Source organism: Burkholderia humptydooensis, assembly GCF_001513745.1.
Lineage (GTDB): Bacteria > Pseudomonadota > Gammaproteobacteria > Burkholderiales > Burkholderiaceae > Burkholderia > Burkholderia humptydooensis.
The window spans coordinates 2,721,510-2,737,133 of the sequence record NZ_CP013382.1 but is presented as its reverse complement, the minus strand read 5'-3'; the positions used below and the strand labels follow the sequence as shown (position 1 = coordinate 2,737,133).

Annotated in this window: 11 protein-coding genes; all 11 read left to right on the top strand. The window is 71.2% G+C overall.

What is annotated here, in order from left to right:
• Positions 1-15: 15 nt before the first annotated feature.
• A complete protein-coding gene (locus AQ610_RS30935) occupies positions 16-1,329 on the top strand; it encodes a DotU family type VI secretion system protein (RefSeq protein WP_006028206.1) in 1,314 nt (437 codons plus the stop codon).
• Positions 1,330-1,331: 2 nt separating this feature from the next.
• Positions 1,332-4,961: a type VI secretion system membrane subunit TssM gene (gene tssM / locus AQ610_RS30930; RefSeq protein WP_006028205.1), complete on the top strand. Its 3,630-nt coding sequence runs from the start codon at positions 1,332-1,334 to the stop codon at positions 4,959-4,961.
• Entirely contained in the window at positions 4,943-5,806 is an 864-nt protein-coding gene (tagF, locus tag AQ610_RS30925) for a type VI secretion system-associated protein TagF (protein WP_080595156.1), read from the top strand. The genes tssM and tagF overlap by 19 nt, the downstream gene beginning before the upstream one ends.
• Before the next feature lie 188 nt (positions 5,807-5,994).
• A complete protein-coding gene (locus AQ610_RS30920; RefSeq protein ID WP_043282937.1) occupies positions 5,995-8,118 on the top strand; it encodes a serine/threonine-protein kinase in 2,124 nt (707 codons plus the stop codon).
• A gap of 52 nt (positions 8,119-8,170) precedes the next feature.
• On the top strand, positions 8,171-9,235 hold the full coding sequence (gene tssA, locus AQ610_RS30915) for a type VI secretion system protein TssA (protein WP_043282935.1): 1,065 nt from the start codon (positions 8,171-8,173) through the stop codon (positions 9,233-9,235).
• 62 nt (positions 9,236-9,297) lie between these two features.
• Positions 9,298-9,879, top strand: coding sequence for a type VI secretion system contractile sheath small subunit (tssB, locus tag AQ610_RS30910; RefSeq protein WP_015603677.1), 582 nt, complete (start codon positions 9,298-9,300; stop codon positions 9,877-9,879).
• On the top strand, positions 9,872-11,380 hold the full coding sequence (tssC, locus tag AQ610_RS30905; RefSeq protein WP_006028200.1) for a type VI secretion system contractile sheath large subunit: 1,509 nt from the start codon (positions 9,872-9,874) through the stop codon (positions 11,378-11,380). The genes tssB and tssC overlap by 8 nt, the downstream gene beginning before the upstream one ends.
• A gap of 60 nt (positions 11,381-11,440) precedes the next feature.
• Positions 11,441-11,932 carry an Hcp family type VI secretion system effector gene (locus AQ610_RS30900; RefSeq protein ID WP_009915945.1) on the top strand — a complete coding sequence of 164 codons (492 nt, stop codon included), beginning with the start codon at positions 11,441-11,443 and terminating at the stop codon, positions 11,930-11,932.
• A gap of 18 nt (positions 11,933-11,950) precedes the next feature.
• Entirely contained in the window at positions 11,951-12,511 is a 561-nt protein-coding gene (gene tssE / locus AQ610_RS30895; protein WP_041862008.1) for a type VI secretion system baseplate subunit TssE, read from the top strand.
• A 4-nt stretch (positions 12,512-12,515) separates the two neighbouring features.
• Entirely contained in the window at positions 12,516-14,387 is a 1,872-nt protein-coding gene (gene tssF / locus AQ610_RS30890; RefSeq protein WP_006028197.1) for a type VI secretion system baseplate subunit TssF, read from the top strand.
• Positions 14,351-15,613 carry a type VI secretion system baseplate subunit TssG gene (tssG, locus tag AQ610_RS30885; RefSeq protein WP_006028196.1) on the top strand — a complete coding sequence of 421 codons (1,263 nt, stop codon included), beginning with the start codon at positions 14,351-14,353 and terminating at the stop codon, positions 15,611-15,613. Before tssF ends, tssG begins: the two co-directional genes overlap by 37 nt.
• The last annotated feature ends 11 nt before the right edge of the window (positions 15,614-15,624 follow it).

The window sequence follows — 15,624 nt, the reverse complement described above, 5'->3', positions numbered from 1 at the left end:
GGGCGGTATCGCGCGATGAACTCTTCTTCCGATTCGTTCTCGGCCGGCGCGGGCGGATTCGTGCCGCCGAACCCGGGCGGTGCGCATCCGGCCGCCGCGCCGGCGGGCGCGGCCGCGGCGCAGCCGAGGCCGGGCCGGTGGGCGGCGAGCGGCACGAATCCGCTTGTCGCGGCCGCGAACCCGCTGCTGAACCTCGTGCCGCAGATCCGCTCGACGGTCCATCATCCGAATCCCGCGTGGCTGCGCGAGCATCTCGTCGTCGAAATCCGCCAGTTCGAGGAGCGCGCGCAGCAGGCGGGCGTCGCCTCCGAGGCGATCATCGGCGCGCGCTACTGCCTGTGCACCGCGCTCGACGAGGCCGCCGCGTTGACGCCGTGGGGCGGCAGCGTGTGGTCGTCGCACAGTCTGCTCGTGTCGTTCCACAACGAGACGTGGGGCGGCGAGAAGTTCTTCCATCTGCTCGAGCGGCTGTCGCAGCAGCCGCGCCAGCATCTCGACCTGCTCGAGCTGCTCTATTTCTGCCTCGCGCTCGGCTTCGAAGGGCGCTATCGCGTGCTCGACAACGGCCGCGCGCAGCTCGACGCGGTGCGCCGCCAGCTCGCGCAGACGATCCGCTCGGTGCGCGGCGAATTCGATCCGGCGCTCTCGCCGCATTGGCGCGACGTCGTCACGCGCGACGTCACGCGGCGCTTCACGGTGCCGCTGTGGGTGTGCGTCGCGCTCGCGCTGCTCGTGGGCTTCGGCGTGTTCGCGGGGCTGCGCATCGCGCTCGCCGGCCATTCGGACCGGCTGTTCGCGTCGATCGACGCGCTGCACGTGCCGAAGCTGCAGCCGGCGCAGCCCGCGCCGCATCCGGCGCCCGCGCCGCGCGTCGCGAAGTTCCTCGAGCCGGAGATCGCCGCGGGGCTCGTGAGCGTGCGCGACGAAGCCGACCGCAGCGTGATCGTGCTGCGCGGCGACGGCCTGTTCGGGTCCGGCTCGACGTCGGTGATCGATCGCTACATGCCGGTGCTCACGCGCGTCGCCGACGCGCTGAACCAGGTGCCGGGCAGCGTGCGCGTGAGCGGCTACACCGACGATACGCCGGTGCACAGCGCACGCTTCGCATCGAACTGGGACTTGTCGCGCGAGCGCGCGGAGGCGGTCCGCGGCCTGATCGCCGCGCGGCTCGACCGCCCGGACCGGATCGCGGCCGAAGGGCGCGGCACGCTCGATCCGGTCGCGCCGAACGATTCGCCGGCGAACCGCGCGCGCAACCGGCGCGTCGAGATCACGCTGATGCTCGCGCCCGGCGGCGACGCCGCGCGCGCGACGAAGGAGACGCCCTGAGCATGAGCCACGCTGTCGCACGCATCGTTCGCCCGCTGCCGTCGCGGGAAATCTGGACGTTCGCCGGCCTCGTCGTGCTGGCGTGCTTCGTCTGGCTCGCCGGGCCGCTGTTCGCGTTCGCCGAGCTCCGCCCGTTCGAGAGCGGCTGGGTGCGCGCGCTGACGATCGTCGCGCTGTTCGCCGCGTGGGGCGCGCGGATCGCCTGGCGCAACTGGCGCGCGGGCCAACTGAACGCGCAGTTGCTCAACCAGTTGCGCGAAGCGGCGCCGCGGCCCGCCGCGACGGGCGACCCCGCGCGGGCGCAGCTCGACGAGCTGCGCAGCCGCTTCGACGAAGCGTCGACGCTCTTGAAGAAGGTCCGCTTCGGCGCCGCCGACGGCGCGCGCAAGGGCCTGCCGCAATGGCTCGAACGGATGTCGCGCCAGTATCTGTACCAGTTGCCGTGGTACGTGTTCATCGGCGCGCCCGGCTCGGGCAAGACGACGGCGCTCGTCAACTCGGGGCTGAGCTTTCCGCTCGCCGAGCAGTTCGGGCGCGCGGCGATTCGCGGCGTGGGCGGCACGCGGCACTGCGACTGGTGGTTCACGAACGACGCGGTGCTGATCGACACCGCGGGCCGCTATACGACGCACGAGAGCAATCGCGCGCTCGACGAGGCCGAATGGAAGGGCTTCGTCGATCTGCTGAAGAAATACCGCGCGCGCCAGCCGTTGAACGGCGCGATGCTGACGATCAGCGTCGCCGATCTGCTCGGCGCGTCGGAGGCGGAGCGCACGCAGCACGCGATGGTGCTGCGCAAGCGCCTGCTCGAGCTGCGCTCGCAGCTCGGCATTCGCTTTCCGGTGTACCTGCTCGTGACGAAGGCGGACCTGCTCGCCGGCTTCGCCGAATACTTCGGCGGCTTCGGCCGCGCCGAATGCGCGCAGGTGTGGGGCTTCACGTTCCCGCTCGCCGAGAGCGAGGCGGGCGGCTTCGATCTGCGCGCGGCGTTCGATCGCGAATACCGGCTGCTGCACAAGCGCCTGAACGACGGGCTGCCGGAGCTGCTCGCGTCGCAGACCGACGCGCGCCAGCGCGAGATGAGCTACCTGCTGCCGCAGCAGATCGCCGATCTGCAGGACATGCTCGGCCAGTTCGTCGCCGAGGTGTTTTCGGTGTCGAGCTTCGAGCCGATGCCGATGCTGCGCGGCGTGTACCTGACGAGCGGCACGCAGGAAGGCACCGCGTTCGACCGCGTGATGAGCGGGATCAAGCGCTTCCTGAAGATCGAGGGCGTGCCGCCCGCCGCGCAGACGGGCTCGGCCGGCCGCAGCTTCTTCCTGAAATCGCTGCTGCAGGATCACATCTTCCGCGAGGCGGCGCTCGCCGGCAGCAATCTGCGCTGGCATCAGCGGCAGCGCGTGCTGCAGATCGTCGGCTACGCGGCGATCGCGCTGCTGTGTGTCGCGGTGCTGTTCGCGTGGCTGCGCAGCTATTCGCGCAATCGCGACTATCTCGACCAGGTCGCCGCGCGCGTGCCGGCGGTCGACGCGCAGATCGGCCGCGCGAAGTTCACGGGCGCGGCCGACATCGTCCAGTTGCTGCCCGTGCTCGACGAGCTGAGCGGGCTGCCGGACGCGGGCGGCGTCGACTTGCGGCACCCGCCGCTCGCGTACCGCTGGGGCCTCTTTCAGGGCGAGAAGATCGAGGAGGCGAGCGACGCCGTGTACCGGCGCGCGCTCGACGACGTGCTGCTGCCGATCGCCGCGAGCCGGATGGAGCAGGCGCTGCGCGAGGCGCAGCCCGACGAGGCCGAATATGCATACGCGGCGCTCAAGGCGTATCTGATGCTCTACGACAGCGCGCACTACGATCCCGCGTTCGTGCAGGCCGTCGTCGATCTCGAGATGGAGCGCGCGCTGCCTGCCGATTTCTCGTCGGCGCAGCGCAGCGCGCTGCGCTCGCATCTCGGCGCGCTGTTCGGCAATCGCGTCGCGGTGTCGCCGTTCCCGATGAACGAGCGGCTCGTCGCCGACGTGCGCGAGCGGCTGCGGCAGGTGCCGTTCTCGCAGCGGCTGTACCGGCAGCTCGCGCGCACGCTGCGCCCGAGCACCGCGTCGTATGACTTCAGCGTCGCGCGCGCGGTCGGGCCGGACGCGTCGCTCGCGTTCCGGCGGCAGAGCGGCAGGAGCCTCGCCGACGGCGTGCCGGGCCTCTATACGCGCAACGGCTACCGCAACGTGTTCGCGCCGCGGCTGCCCGGCGCGATCGATTCGTATGGGCGCGAGGAGGTGTGGGTGCTGAATCTCGGCGCGTCCGAGATCCCGAATCCGGCCGACGCGGCCGCGTGGGCGCGCGACGTCCGGCAGCTCTATCTGAACGACTACATCAAGACCTGGGACGACTATCTGGCCGACATCCGGCTGCAGCGCACGTCGACGCTCGCGCAGAGCATCCAGGTCGCGCGCACGCTGTCGTCGGCGGATTCGCCGCTCACGCGGCTGATGGTCGCGCTCGCGCGCGACACGCCGCTCGGCGATGCGCCCGGCGGCGCGCGCAACCTCGCGTCGCGCGCGCAGGACAAGGTCGACGAGGCGCGCAGCTCGCTCGCGCAGATCTTCGCGGGCCAGCCGGGCGCGGACGCGGGCGCGGCGGCCGCGTCGCCCGCGAGCCCCGAGCAGATCGTCGACAGCCACTTCGCGGGGCTGCGCGCGTTCGCGCCGGGCGGCGGCGATCAGGCGGCGTCGTTCGACGCGGTGCTCAAGGCGATCGACGCGCTGTACACGTACCTCACCGCAACCGACGACGCGCTGCGCAGCGGCGCGACGCCGCCGCCGTCGGACGCGCCCGCGCGGCTGCGCGCGCAGGCGGGCCGGCTGCCGACGCCGTTTCGCGAGGTGCTCGACGATTTGTCGAACGTCGCGAACGGCAGCGTCGCGAGCGTCGAGCAGCGCAACGTCGCGCAGCGCGCGGGCGCGACCGTCGGCGATTTCTGCCGGCAGGCGATCGCCGGGCGCTATCCGTTCGCGCGCGGCGCGGCGCGCGACGTCGCGCCGTCCGACTTCGCGCAACTGTTCGCGGCGGGCGGCCTGATGGACGACTTCTTCCAGAAGAACCTGCAAACGCTCGTCGACACGACCGCGCACCCGTGGCGCTTCAGCAACCGCAACGCCGAAGCCGATCCGGCGGCGGCCGCGATGCTCGGCGCGTTCGAGAAGGCTGCGGTGATCCGCGACGTCTATTTCGGAGGCGGCGCGCGGACCGCGCAGATCAAGGTCGAGATCGTGCCGCTCGAAATGGACCCGTCGATCTCTGAGATGGTGCTCGACGTCGACGGCCAGATCGTCCGCTACGCGCACGGCCCGCAGGTGCCGACCGCGGTGCAGTGGCCGGGCACGCGCGGCAGCAACCAGGTGCGGCTGCAGGTGACCGAACAGTCGGGCGCGGCGGGCGGCTTCACGACCGAGGGGCCGTGGGCGCTGCACCGGCTGTTCGACCGCGCGGGCGTGTCGGGCGGGCGCGGGCCCGAGCAGATGGTCGCGAGATTCGCGGTGGACGGCAAGCCGATCGTGCTGCAGGTGACGGCGAGCAGCGTCCGCAACCCGTTCCGGTTGCCGCAGATGGAGTCCTTTACATGTCCTCCGAAGCAATGAGCACGATGCAGACGACGCTTGCCTGCGACGGCGAGCCGCCCGCCTGGTACGGAAAGATTCCGGGCGCGGGCGACTTCGTCAACCACAGGCTGTCGCACGAGCTCGCCGGCTGGTGGGAGCGCTGGCTCCAGCAGGGAATGGCCGCGATGCGCCAGCGCGGCGACGACGAGCTCGCGCGCTACTACACGGTCGCGCCGGTCTGGAATTTCCTGATTCCGGCGGGCGCGGGCGCGCAGTGCGTGCAGCCCGGCTGCCTCGCGCCGAGCTGCGATCGCGTCGGCCGCTACTACCCGGTGATCGCGACGCTGCCGATGCGCACCGCCGATTACTGGAGCGCGCTGCCGGACGTCGCCGACGCGTTCTACTGGCAGGTCGGCAGCGCGCTGCTCGATGCGATCCGGCACGCGCGCGCGCCGGTGCAGCTCGAGCAGGCGCTCGCGAGGGTGCGGCTCGTGCCGGGCGCGGCCGCGCGATCGGCGTGGTTCGGCGGCGAGTTCGGCGAAAGCGGCTGGCGCGGTGAGCGCGATGCGGCACGCGGCAGCGGTGAAGGCGGTGAAGCCGGTGACTTCGATGGAGCGGGTGAAGGCGACGAGAGCGGTGAGAGCGGCGAAAGCGGCGAAAGCGGCGGCGAAGCGCGGAGCGGCCCGTTCGCGCAGCTGATGCCGAGCCCGCCCGCGACGCCCGCATGGCCGGGGCTTTCGCAGTATTTCGATCCGCACGGCGCGACGAGCTTCTGGTGGACCAACCGCGCCGACGGATCGCCGCTGCGTACGCACGCGCACACCGGCGCGCCGGATAGCCGGCTGTTCCTGCGGCTGTTCGGCGGCGTCCAGCACGGCGTTTAGGGCGCGCAACGGACGCGTGTAGCTGACGCATGTAACGAGCGCATGCAACGGACGCGTGCAACGCGCGCGTAACGGCAACGCAAGGAGCGGCGCGCGACTTCGCGCGCCGACACGCAACGCAGCGGCGCGCGAAGTCGGCGCGATCCGGCCGCGATTCGTGGAATCTTTGCGGAATCACGAGGTGGCACATGACGGACCCATTTTCGAGAGACAACGAGCAGGAGACCGTGACCCGCAGCGCCGCCGCCGAATTCGCGGTGCGGCCGCTGCCGCTCGGCCATCGCCTCGGCGAATTGCAACTGGACGAGGTGCTCGGCGTCGGCGGCTTCGGGATCGTCTATCGCGCGTTCGACCGCACGCTGCGGCGCGCGGTCGCGATCAAGGAATACATGCCGTCGATGCTCGCGACGCGCGGCGGCGACTACACGGTGTCGCTGCGCTCGGTGCGCTTCGCGCAGGCGTTCGACGCGGGCCGCAGCGCGTTCCTCAACGAGGCGCGGCTGCTCGCGCAGTTCGACCATCCGGGGCTCGTCAAGGTGCTGCATTTCTGGGAGAGCCACGGCACCGCGTACATGGTGATGCCGTTCTACGAAGGGCGCACGCTCAAGCAACTGCTCGACGGCGGCGCGCAGATGGGCGAGACGCAATTGCGCCACATCGTCGCGGCGCTGCTCGGCGCGCTCGACACGCTGCATCGCGCGCAGTGCTTCCATCGCGACATCGCGCTCGACAACATCCTGATCCGGCCCGACGGCAATCCGATCCTGCTCGACTTCGGCGCGGCGCGCAAACGGATCGGCGATCTCGTCGACGACAGCGCGATGATGATCAAGCCGGGCTATGCGCCGATCGAGCAGTACACCGACGATCCGGCGTTCGGCCAGGGGCCGTGGACCGATCTGTATGCGCTCGGCGCGGTGATGCACGCGATGGTCACGGGCGAGCTGCCGCCCGCGGCGGTCGTGCGCAGCATCCAGGACACCTACCGGCCGCTCGCGACGCGCGAGCTGACCGCGCGCGAGCCGTACAGCCCGGCGTTTCTCGCGGCGATCGACCACGCGCTGCAACTGAAGATCGCCGACCGGCCGGAGTCGGTTGCGCAATTCGCGGCGGAGCTCGGGCTGCGCGAGTTCGAGCGGCCGCCTTCGCCTCATGTCGCGCCGCCGGCGAGCCCGGCGCAAGCGCAGCCGCGCGAGCCGGCGGGCGATCGCGAGGCGGGCGCGGCGGAGGACGGCGCGCAGAGGGCTGCGACGTCCGGTTCGCCGGATGCGCGGCGACGCGACGATGCCGACGTAGGCGCGGACGCGGCGGCGATGCGGCTCGACGTGGAGCGCGCGCGACAGTCTCGACCGCCGCTAGAGTCGCAAGAGTCGCAAGAGTCGGCCTCGTATCGGCGCGGAGATTCGGCTCCGGCCGCCGCCGAACGGGCCGGCGGTGCATCGGCCGCGCCGCCGCAGCAGCCACCGTCGACCGACGATCGCGAGGCCGGGCCTTTACGGCCGCGCGCCGATCACGCGCCGTCGCTGTCACCTTCGCGTGAGCACGCGGGCGAACGGGACCCGCTGCCGCCGCGGCCCGCCGCCGCACGGACGGGATGGCGCGACCGGCGAACAATCGCATATGCGGGTGGTGCGCTCGCGGTGTCGCTCGCGATCGGCATCGGCGTCGCGTATCTCGTGAAGCCGTCCGGCCGTCCCGAGACGACAGCGACGAACGCGAGCGCGTCGCCGCCGCTCGCCGCAACGCCCGCGCTCACGCCCGCGCCCGGCAGCGCGCCCGCCACGCTTGCGCAACGCGCCGAGCCGCAGCCCGCGCTCGCGCCGCCCTCCACGCCCGCCGACACGATCGCGCACGAGCCCGCGCCGACCGTTGCGACGACGGCCGCCGGCGCGAGCGCCGCGCCGCAGATCGCGAACAACGACGCGGGCGCCGCGTCCGCGCGCGCCGCGCCGGCTGCGAACCTCGCGCCGAAGGGCAGCCTCGACGCGACGGAGACGGTCGTCGCGAATCCGTCCGCGAGCGGCGGCGCGCCGCCCGTCTCGCCGTCCGTCGCCGCGGAGGCCGCCGCCGCGGCCGACCAGCAGCCGCCGGACCTGCAGGAGACGATCCCCGTGCGATTCCACGTGCGCCCGTGGGGCGACGTGTACGTGAGCGGCGTGAAGCGCGGCGCGAGTCCGCCGCTGCGGACGCTGTCGCTCGCGCCGGGCGTCTATCAGATCGAGATCCGCAACGGCACGCTGCCGCCGCTGCGGCGCACGGTGAAGATCGATCCGGGCAGCAAGCCGGTGAGCATCGACTATGCGTTCGAATGACGCCGACATGCCGGCGCGCGCCGCCGGCGCCGGTCCATCCACGGGAAGACCCATGCAGAGTTCAGATCCGATCGAATCGTTGCTCGCCGGCGTCGCGCCCGACTTGCCGTGCGGCGCGAATCTCGAATACGAGCAGGATTTCCTGCGGCTGCAGGAAAGCGCGACGCCGCGGCCCGAGCAGCAATACGGCGACACCGTGATTCCGGCCGAGGCGCCCGACTGGAGCGCGGTCGAGCGTCTCGCGCTCGAGCTGTCGGGGCGCACGAAGGATCTGCGCGTCGCCGCGCATCTCGCGCGTAGCTGGACCGAGTTGCGCGGCATTCCCGGCTATGCGGACGGGCTGAAGCTCGTCGCGGGGATGCTCGCGCTGTGGTGGGACGACGTTCATCCGCGCCTCGACGCCGACGGCGACCGCGATCCGACGCTGCGCGCGAACGCGCTCGCCGAAGTCGCGGGCGCGCACGGCTGCGCGCGCGCCGCGCGCCGGCAGGCGCTCTTCGACGGCGGTCCGAGCGTGCGCGACGCCGAGCGTGCGTTCGACGGCCGGGACGGCGGCGCGGAAGGCTATCCGGGCGGCCGCGAGCGGCTGATCGCCGATCTGGTGCGCGCGCGCGACGGCGGGCAGCCGACGTTGCGGGCGGCGTTCGCCGCGCTCGACGCGCTCGATGCGATTCGCGCGTGCGTCGCATCGAAGCTCGGCGACGAATGGGCGCCGGACGCGAGCGACTTCGAGAAGGCGCTGCGCCGGATCGTGCGCGACGGGCTGCCGCCGCCCTTGGGCGCGCCGCAGGCGGGCGCGGCCGACGCGACGGCGGGCGCGGCAACCGGCGCGGGAAACGGCGCGGCAAATGGCGCGGCAAATGGCGCGGCCGCGCCGGCCTTCGCCGCGAACGGCCGCGCATGGCGCGACGCCGAGGTGACGAGCCGCGACGACGTGCAGCTCGGCCTCGAAAAGATGTGCCGCTACTTCGAGCTGCACGAGCCGAGCCACCCGGCGCCGATCCTGCTGCGCCGCGCGCAGCGGCTGCTGTCGCTCGACTTCTACGAAATCATCCGGGATCTCGCTCCGGAGAGCCTGCCGAAGCTCGACATGCTGAGCGGCCAGCGCAGCGAATGATGCGAGGCGCCGCTGCGGGCGGCGGACATGATCGACGCAACCTGATTGCGAAGGAGCAGACGATGACGAGCAAGTACAAGGCTTTGGCCAGCGGACAGAAATTCATCGCGCGCAACCGCGCGCCGCGCGTGCAGATCGAGTACGACGTGGAGACTTACGGCGCCGAGCGCCGCGTCCAGTTGCCGTTCGTGATGGGCGTGATCGCCGATCTCGCGGGCAAGCGGGCCGAGCCGCTGCCGGAGCTGCCGGAGCGCAAGTTCCTCGAAGTCGACGTCGACAACTTCGACGAGCGGATGAAATCGATCGCGCCGCGCGTCGCGTTCCACGTGCCGAACACGCTGTCGGGCGACGGGATGCTGAGCGTCGACATGACGTTCGAGAGCATCGACGACTTCTCGCCCGCCGCGATCGCGCGCAACGTCGATGCGCTCAGGCGCCTGCTGGAGGCGCGCACCGAGCTGTCGAACCTGCTGTCGTACATGGACGGCAAGCACGGCGCCGAGCAACTGATCGAAAACGCGATCAACGATCCGGAACTGCTGAAGTCGCTCGTGCGGCAGCCGCTCGCGGCGAGCGCCGACGGCGGCGCGCCGGCCATCGCCGGCACCGGCGCCGCGGACGATTCGGAGATTCGCCATGAATGAACACGCTCCAACCCGGGCCGACACGCGCGAGGCCGCGCAGCCCGTCGTCGCGCGCGACGAGTTCGCCGCGCTGCTGCAGAAGGAGTTCAAGCCGAAGACCGCGGAGGCGCGCGAATCGGTCGAGCGCGCGGTGCGCACGCTCGCGCAGCAGGCGCTCGAGCACACGGTCGGCATGACGACCGACGCTTACGGCAGCGTCAAGCAGATCATCGCCGAGATCGACCGCAAGCTCTCCGAGCAGATCAACCTGATCCTGCATCACGAGGAGTTCCAGACGCTCGAGGGCGCATGGCGCGGGCTGCACTATCTCGTCACGAACACCGAGACCGACGAGCTGCTGAAGATCAAGGCGCTGCCCGCGTCGCGCAACGAGCTCGCGCGCACGCTGAAGCGCTACAAGGGCGTCGCGTGGGATCAGAGCCCGCTCTTTCGCAAGGTCTACGAAGAGGAGTACGGGCAGTTCGGCGGCGAGCCGTTCGGCTGCCTCGTCGGCGATTTCTATTTCAACCACAGCCCGCCCGACGTCGAGATGCTCGGCGAGCTGTCGAAGATCGCGGCGGCCGCGCACGCGCCGTTCATCGCGGGCGCGTCGCCCGAGCTGATGCAGATGGATTCGTGGCAGGAGCTGGCCAATCCGCGCGATCTGACGAAGATCTTCCAGAACACCGAATACGCGGCGTGGCGCAGCCTGCGCCAGTCCGAGGATTCGCGCTACGTCGGGCTCGCGATGCCGCGCTTTCTCGCGCGGCTGCCGTATGGCGCGCGCACGAATCCCGTCGACGAATTCGACTTCGAGGAAGACACCGAAGCCGCGAGCCACGACCGCTACACGTGGGCGAATTCCGCATACGCGATGGCGGCGAACATCAACCGCTCGTTCAAGCTGTACGGCTGGTGCTCGTCGATCCGCGGCGTCGAATCGGGCGGCGCGGTCGAAGGGCTGCCGTGCCACACGTTCCCGACCGACGACGGCGGCGTCGACCAGAAGTGCCCGACCGAGATCGCGATCAGCGACCGCCGCGAGGCCGAGCTCGCGAAGAACGGCTTCATGCCGTTCGTTCATCGAAAGAATTCGGATTTCGCGGCGTTCATCGGCGCGCAGTCGCTGTATCAGCCCGCCGAGTATCACGATCCCGACGCGACCGCGAACGCACGGCTCTCGGGCCGCCTGCCGTACCTGTTCGCGTGCTGCCGCTTCGCGCATTACCTGAAGTGCATCGTGCGCGACAAGATCGGCTCGTTCCGCGAGCGCGACGACATGGAGCGCTGGCTCAACGACTGGATCATGAACTACGTCGACGGCGATCCGGCGAACTCGTCGCAGGAGACGAAGGCGCGCAAGCCGCTCGCGGCCGCGCAGGTCGTCGTCGAGGAGATCGACGACAACCCCGGCTATTACGCATCGAAGTTCTTCCTGCGGCCGCATTACCAGCTCGAAGGGCTCACCGTGTCGCTGCGGCTCATCTCGAAGCTGCCGTCGGCGAAGGCGGCGAGCGCATGAACGTCAACCGGCCGATGAGACTCGACTGACATCCCTCAATCAACCCAAACGGAGAAATCGATGGGCGTCGCAATGTTTATGAAAGTGGACGGCGTCACCGGCGAATCGGCCGATGCGCAGCACAAGGGCTGGACCGACATCCAGTCGTTCTCGTGGGGCGCGAGCCAGCCGGGCGCGATGGCGAGCGGCAGCGGCGGCAACGCGGGCAAGGCGAGCTTCAACGATCTCGTCGTGGCCGCGTACATGGACAAGGGCGCCACGGCGATCATCAAGAACTGCGCGAACGGCAAACATTTGTCGTCCGTCGAGATCTCGGCGTGCAAGACGGGCGGCTCGCAGATCGAGTTCATGCGCGTGACGCTGCAGGAAGTGCTCGTCACGTCCGCGCAGATCGCGGGCGTCGATCCGGGCGACGCCGCCGACCGGCTGCTGATGCAGTACGGCTTCCAGGCCGCGAAGGTCAAGAAGCAGTACTGGCAGCAGAACGACAACGGCGGCAAGGGCGCCGAGGTGTCGGTAGGCTGGAACATCAAGGAAAACACCGAGATGTGACGGCGGGCAGCGCGAACCGTGGACGACGACGTGCGAACCGGGGGCAGCCGGGAGGGCGGCATGCGCGCCGCGCGCGACCGGCTGCAGCCGGCGCTGCTCGACCGGCTGACCGACGCTGAGCGCGAGCGGCGCACCGAGCCGCCCGACGCGCAGGCGATCGGCGGCGAGCGGCTGCGCGCGGCGGTGCTGCGCGACCTGACGTGGCTGCTCAACACGCGCAACGGCGAGGACGGCTTCGTCGACTGGCCGGCGTTCGCGCACGCGCAGGCGTCGGTGCTCAACTACGGGATGCGGCCGCTCGTCGGCAAGCCGATGTCGGGCGTCGAGCGGATGTCGGTGGAGGCGTCGATCCGCGATGCGATCGTGCGCTTCGAGCCGCGCATCGCGCCGGACAGCGTCGAGGTGCGCAGCGTGCTCGACACGCCGGGCGGCGCGGCGGGCGAGCGCCGGCACAACGTGCTGATGTTCGAGATCAAGGGCACGCTGTGGTCGGTCCCGCATCCGGTCGAATTCGTGCTGCGCTCGGATCTCGATCTGGAGACGGGCGCGATGGCGCTGCAACCAGCGGCGGGAGGCTGACGCGATGGACACGCGCCTGCTCGATTACTACAACCGCGAGCTCGCATACCTGCGCGAGCTCGGCGGCGAGTTCGCGCAGCAGTTTCCGAAAGTGGCCGCGCGCCTGCGGATGCACGAATCGGGGCCGCCCGATCCATACGTCGAGCGGCTGCTCGAAGGCTTCAGCTTCCTCACCGCGCGCGTGCAGCTCAAGATGGACGCGGAGTTTCCGCGCTTCACGCAGGCGCTGCTCGACGCGGTGTATCCGGGCTACGTCGCGCCGATTCCGTCGATGGCGATCGTTCAGTTCACGCCGATGATGAACGAGGGCAGCCTCGCGCAAGGCTACCGGCTGCCGGCGGGCACCGCGCTGCGCGCGCGGCCGGCCGCGTCCGAGCAGACCGCGTGCGAGTTTCGCACCGCGCACGATCTGACGCTGTGGCCGCTGGAACTCGCGGCCGCCACGGTCACGGGCGCGCCCGCGTATCTGCCGCGCTCGGCGACAGCCTCGCGGCGCGACGTGCGCGGCGCGCTGCGCATCCGGCTGAAGGCGCGCGGCGGCGCGAGTCTCGCGCAACTGCCGATCGACCGGCTGATGTTCCATCTCGCCGGCCCCGAGCGCGACGCGCTGCATCTGCTCGAACTGATCGCCGGACATACGATCGGCGTCGTCTGCCACGACGCGGCGCAGCCGCCGCGCTGGCTGCACGTGCTCGGCGCGGATGCGCTCGCCCATCAGGGCTTCGACGCGGACCAGGCGCTGCTGCCCGACGACGGCCGCAGCTTCCAGGGCTACCGCCTGCTGCGCGAGTATTTCGCGTTTCCCGCGCGCTTCCTGTTCTTCAGCATCGAAGGGTTGCGGCCCGCGCTCGCGCGCGCGACGGGCGACACGTTCGAGCTGACGCTGCTGCTCGATCGGCATGATGCTGCGCTCGAAAACAGCGTCGACGCGCGGCACATCGCGTTGAACTGCACGCCGGCCGTCAATCTGTTCGCACGTCGCGCGGACCGCATTCCGGTTCATCCGGGCGCGCGCGAGCACCATGTGGTCGTCGATCGCAGCCGGCCGCTCGACTACGAGGTCTACGCGGTGCGTCGGCTCGCGAGCGAGCCGCGCGACGACGGTCAGGCACGCGTGTTCCGGCCGTTCCACGCGTCGTTCGCGGGCGACGACGGCAATTACGGCGCGTACTACACGGTGCGCCACGAGCCGCGCCTCGTGTCCGCGCAGGCGCGCGCGAACGGCACGCGCACCGGCTACGTCGGCAGCGAGACGTTCGTGTCGCTCGTCGATAGCGATTGCGCGCCGCACGACGAATCGATCCGCTATCTGTCCGTCGACACGCTGTGCACGAATCGCGACCTCGTGCTGCTGTTGCCGGCGGGCGATGCGAACGCGTTTACGCTGCGCGTGTCGGCGCCCGTCGAGCGGATCGCCGCGATCCGCGGGCCGTCGCGGCCGCGCCCGCCGATCGCCGATGCGCAGACCGCATGGCGGCTCGTGAGCCACCTCGGGCTCGCGCGCCACACGCTGACCGACGTCGACGACGAAGAAGGCGCGCGCGTGCTGCGCGAGCTGCTCGGCCTGCATGCGGACCCGGCCGACGCGGCGATGCGCCGGCAGATCGACGGCGTGCACCGCGTCGCGTTCACGCCGGTGTTCCGCCGGCTGCCGGCCGCCGGGCCGCTGATGTTCGGGCGCGGCGTGCAGGTGGACGTGACCGTCGACGATCACGCGTTTTCCGGCGACAGCCCGTATCTGCTCGGCGCGGTGCTCGAGCAGTTCTTCGCGCGGCACGTGTCGATCAACTCGTTCGCCGAATGCGTGCTGAGCAGCGCGCAGCGCGGCAGGCTCGCGCAATGGCCGACGCGCGTCGGCAGGCGGCCCGCGATATGACGACGCATCCGAAACCGGAGCCGGCCGCGACGGACGTGCGCGCGGACTCGAACGCGGACGAGGGCGCGGCTCCGCGTGCGGATCTGAACGCAGCGCCGCATGCCGACGCCGCGCGCCGCGACGCCTGGTGGCGCCGCCTGCGCGCCGCGCCGCACGGCTACGATCTGTTCCATGCGCTGCGCTGGCTCGATGCGCTGTCGCCGGAGCACGCGCCGTCCGGCTATGCGTCGCGGCCGCGCGACGAGCCGGTGCGGTTCGGCCAGGCGCCGTCGCTCGCGTTCGCGGCGGCGATGCTCGCCGACGTGCGCGACGACGGCCCGCATCCGCGCGTCGCGATTCACGGCTTCGGATTGTTCGGGCCGAACGGGCCGCTGCCGTCGCATCTGACCGAGTACGCGTACGAGCGCGCGACGCAGCACGACGATCCGACGTTCGCCGCGTTCGCCGACCTGTTCCATCATCGGCTGATCCTGCTGTTCTATCGCGCGTGGGCCGACGCGCAGCCGACCGTCAGCCTCGACCGGCCGGCGCGCGCGCGGTTCGACCGCTACGTCGCGAGCCTGATCGGGCCGCGCGACGCGCCCTCGCCCGATGCCGATGCGTCAGACAGCGCCGGCGCGCTCGCGCCGCATGCGAAGTATCACCAGGCGGGCCATCTGGTGCGGCACACGCGCAACCCGGAGGGGCTCGTGCAGATCCTGCGGCGCTACTTCGGCGTGCGGGTGCGTATCGTCGAACACGTGCCGCAATGGGTGATGCTCGAGCGCGCGCAGCGCTGCGCGATCCGCGCGACGCGGCCGACGCAGCCGCTCGGCAGCGCCGTGCTCGGCTATGCGGTGCGCGACGCGCAATCGCGCTTGCGGATTGTGCTCGGCCCGCTGACGCTCGACGAATACCGGCAGTTCCTGCCGGGCGGCGCGCACGCGCGGCGGCTCGCGCAATGGGTGCGCGAGTACGTCGGCATCGAATTCGACTGGGACGTGCAGCTCGAGCTCGCGCACGACGAAGTGCCGGCGCTCGCGCTCGGCGGCCGTCACGGGCTCGGCCGCACCGCGTGGCTCGGCGAGCGGCTCGATCCCGGCCCCGCGCACGATCTCGTGCTCGGCTACGACGCGCGCGCGCTCCATGCGCGCGGCGGGGGGGCGAGCGCGGACGCCGCGCGCGTTCGATCGACCGCGGCCGATCAGGCGGCCGCCGCCGACGCGCCTGATCGACAACCTGCCTGAACGGGAATCGC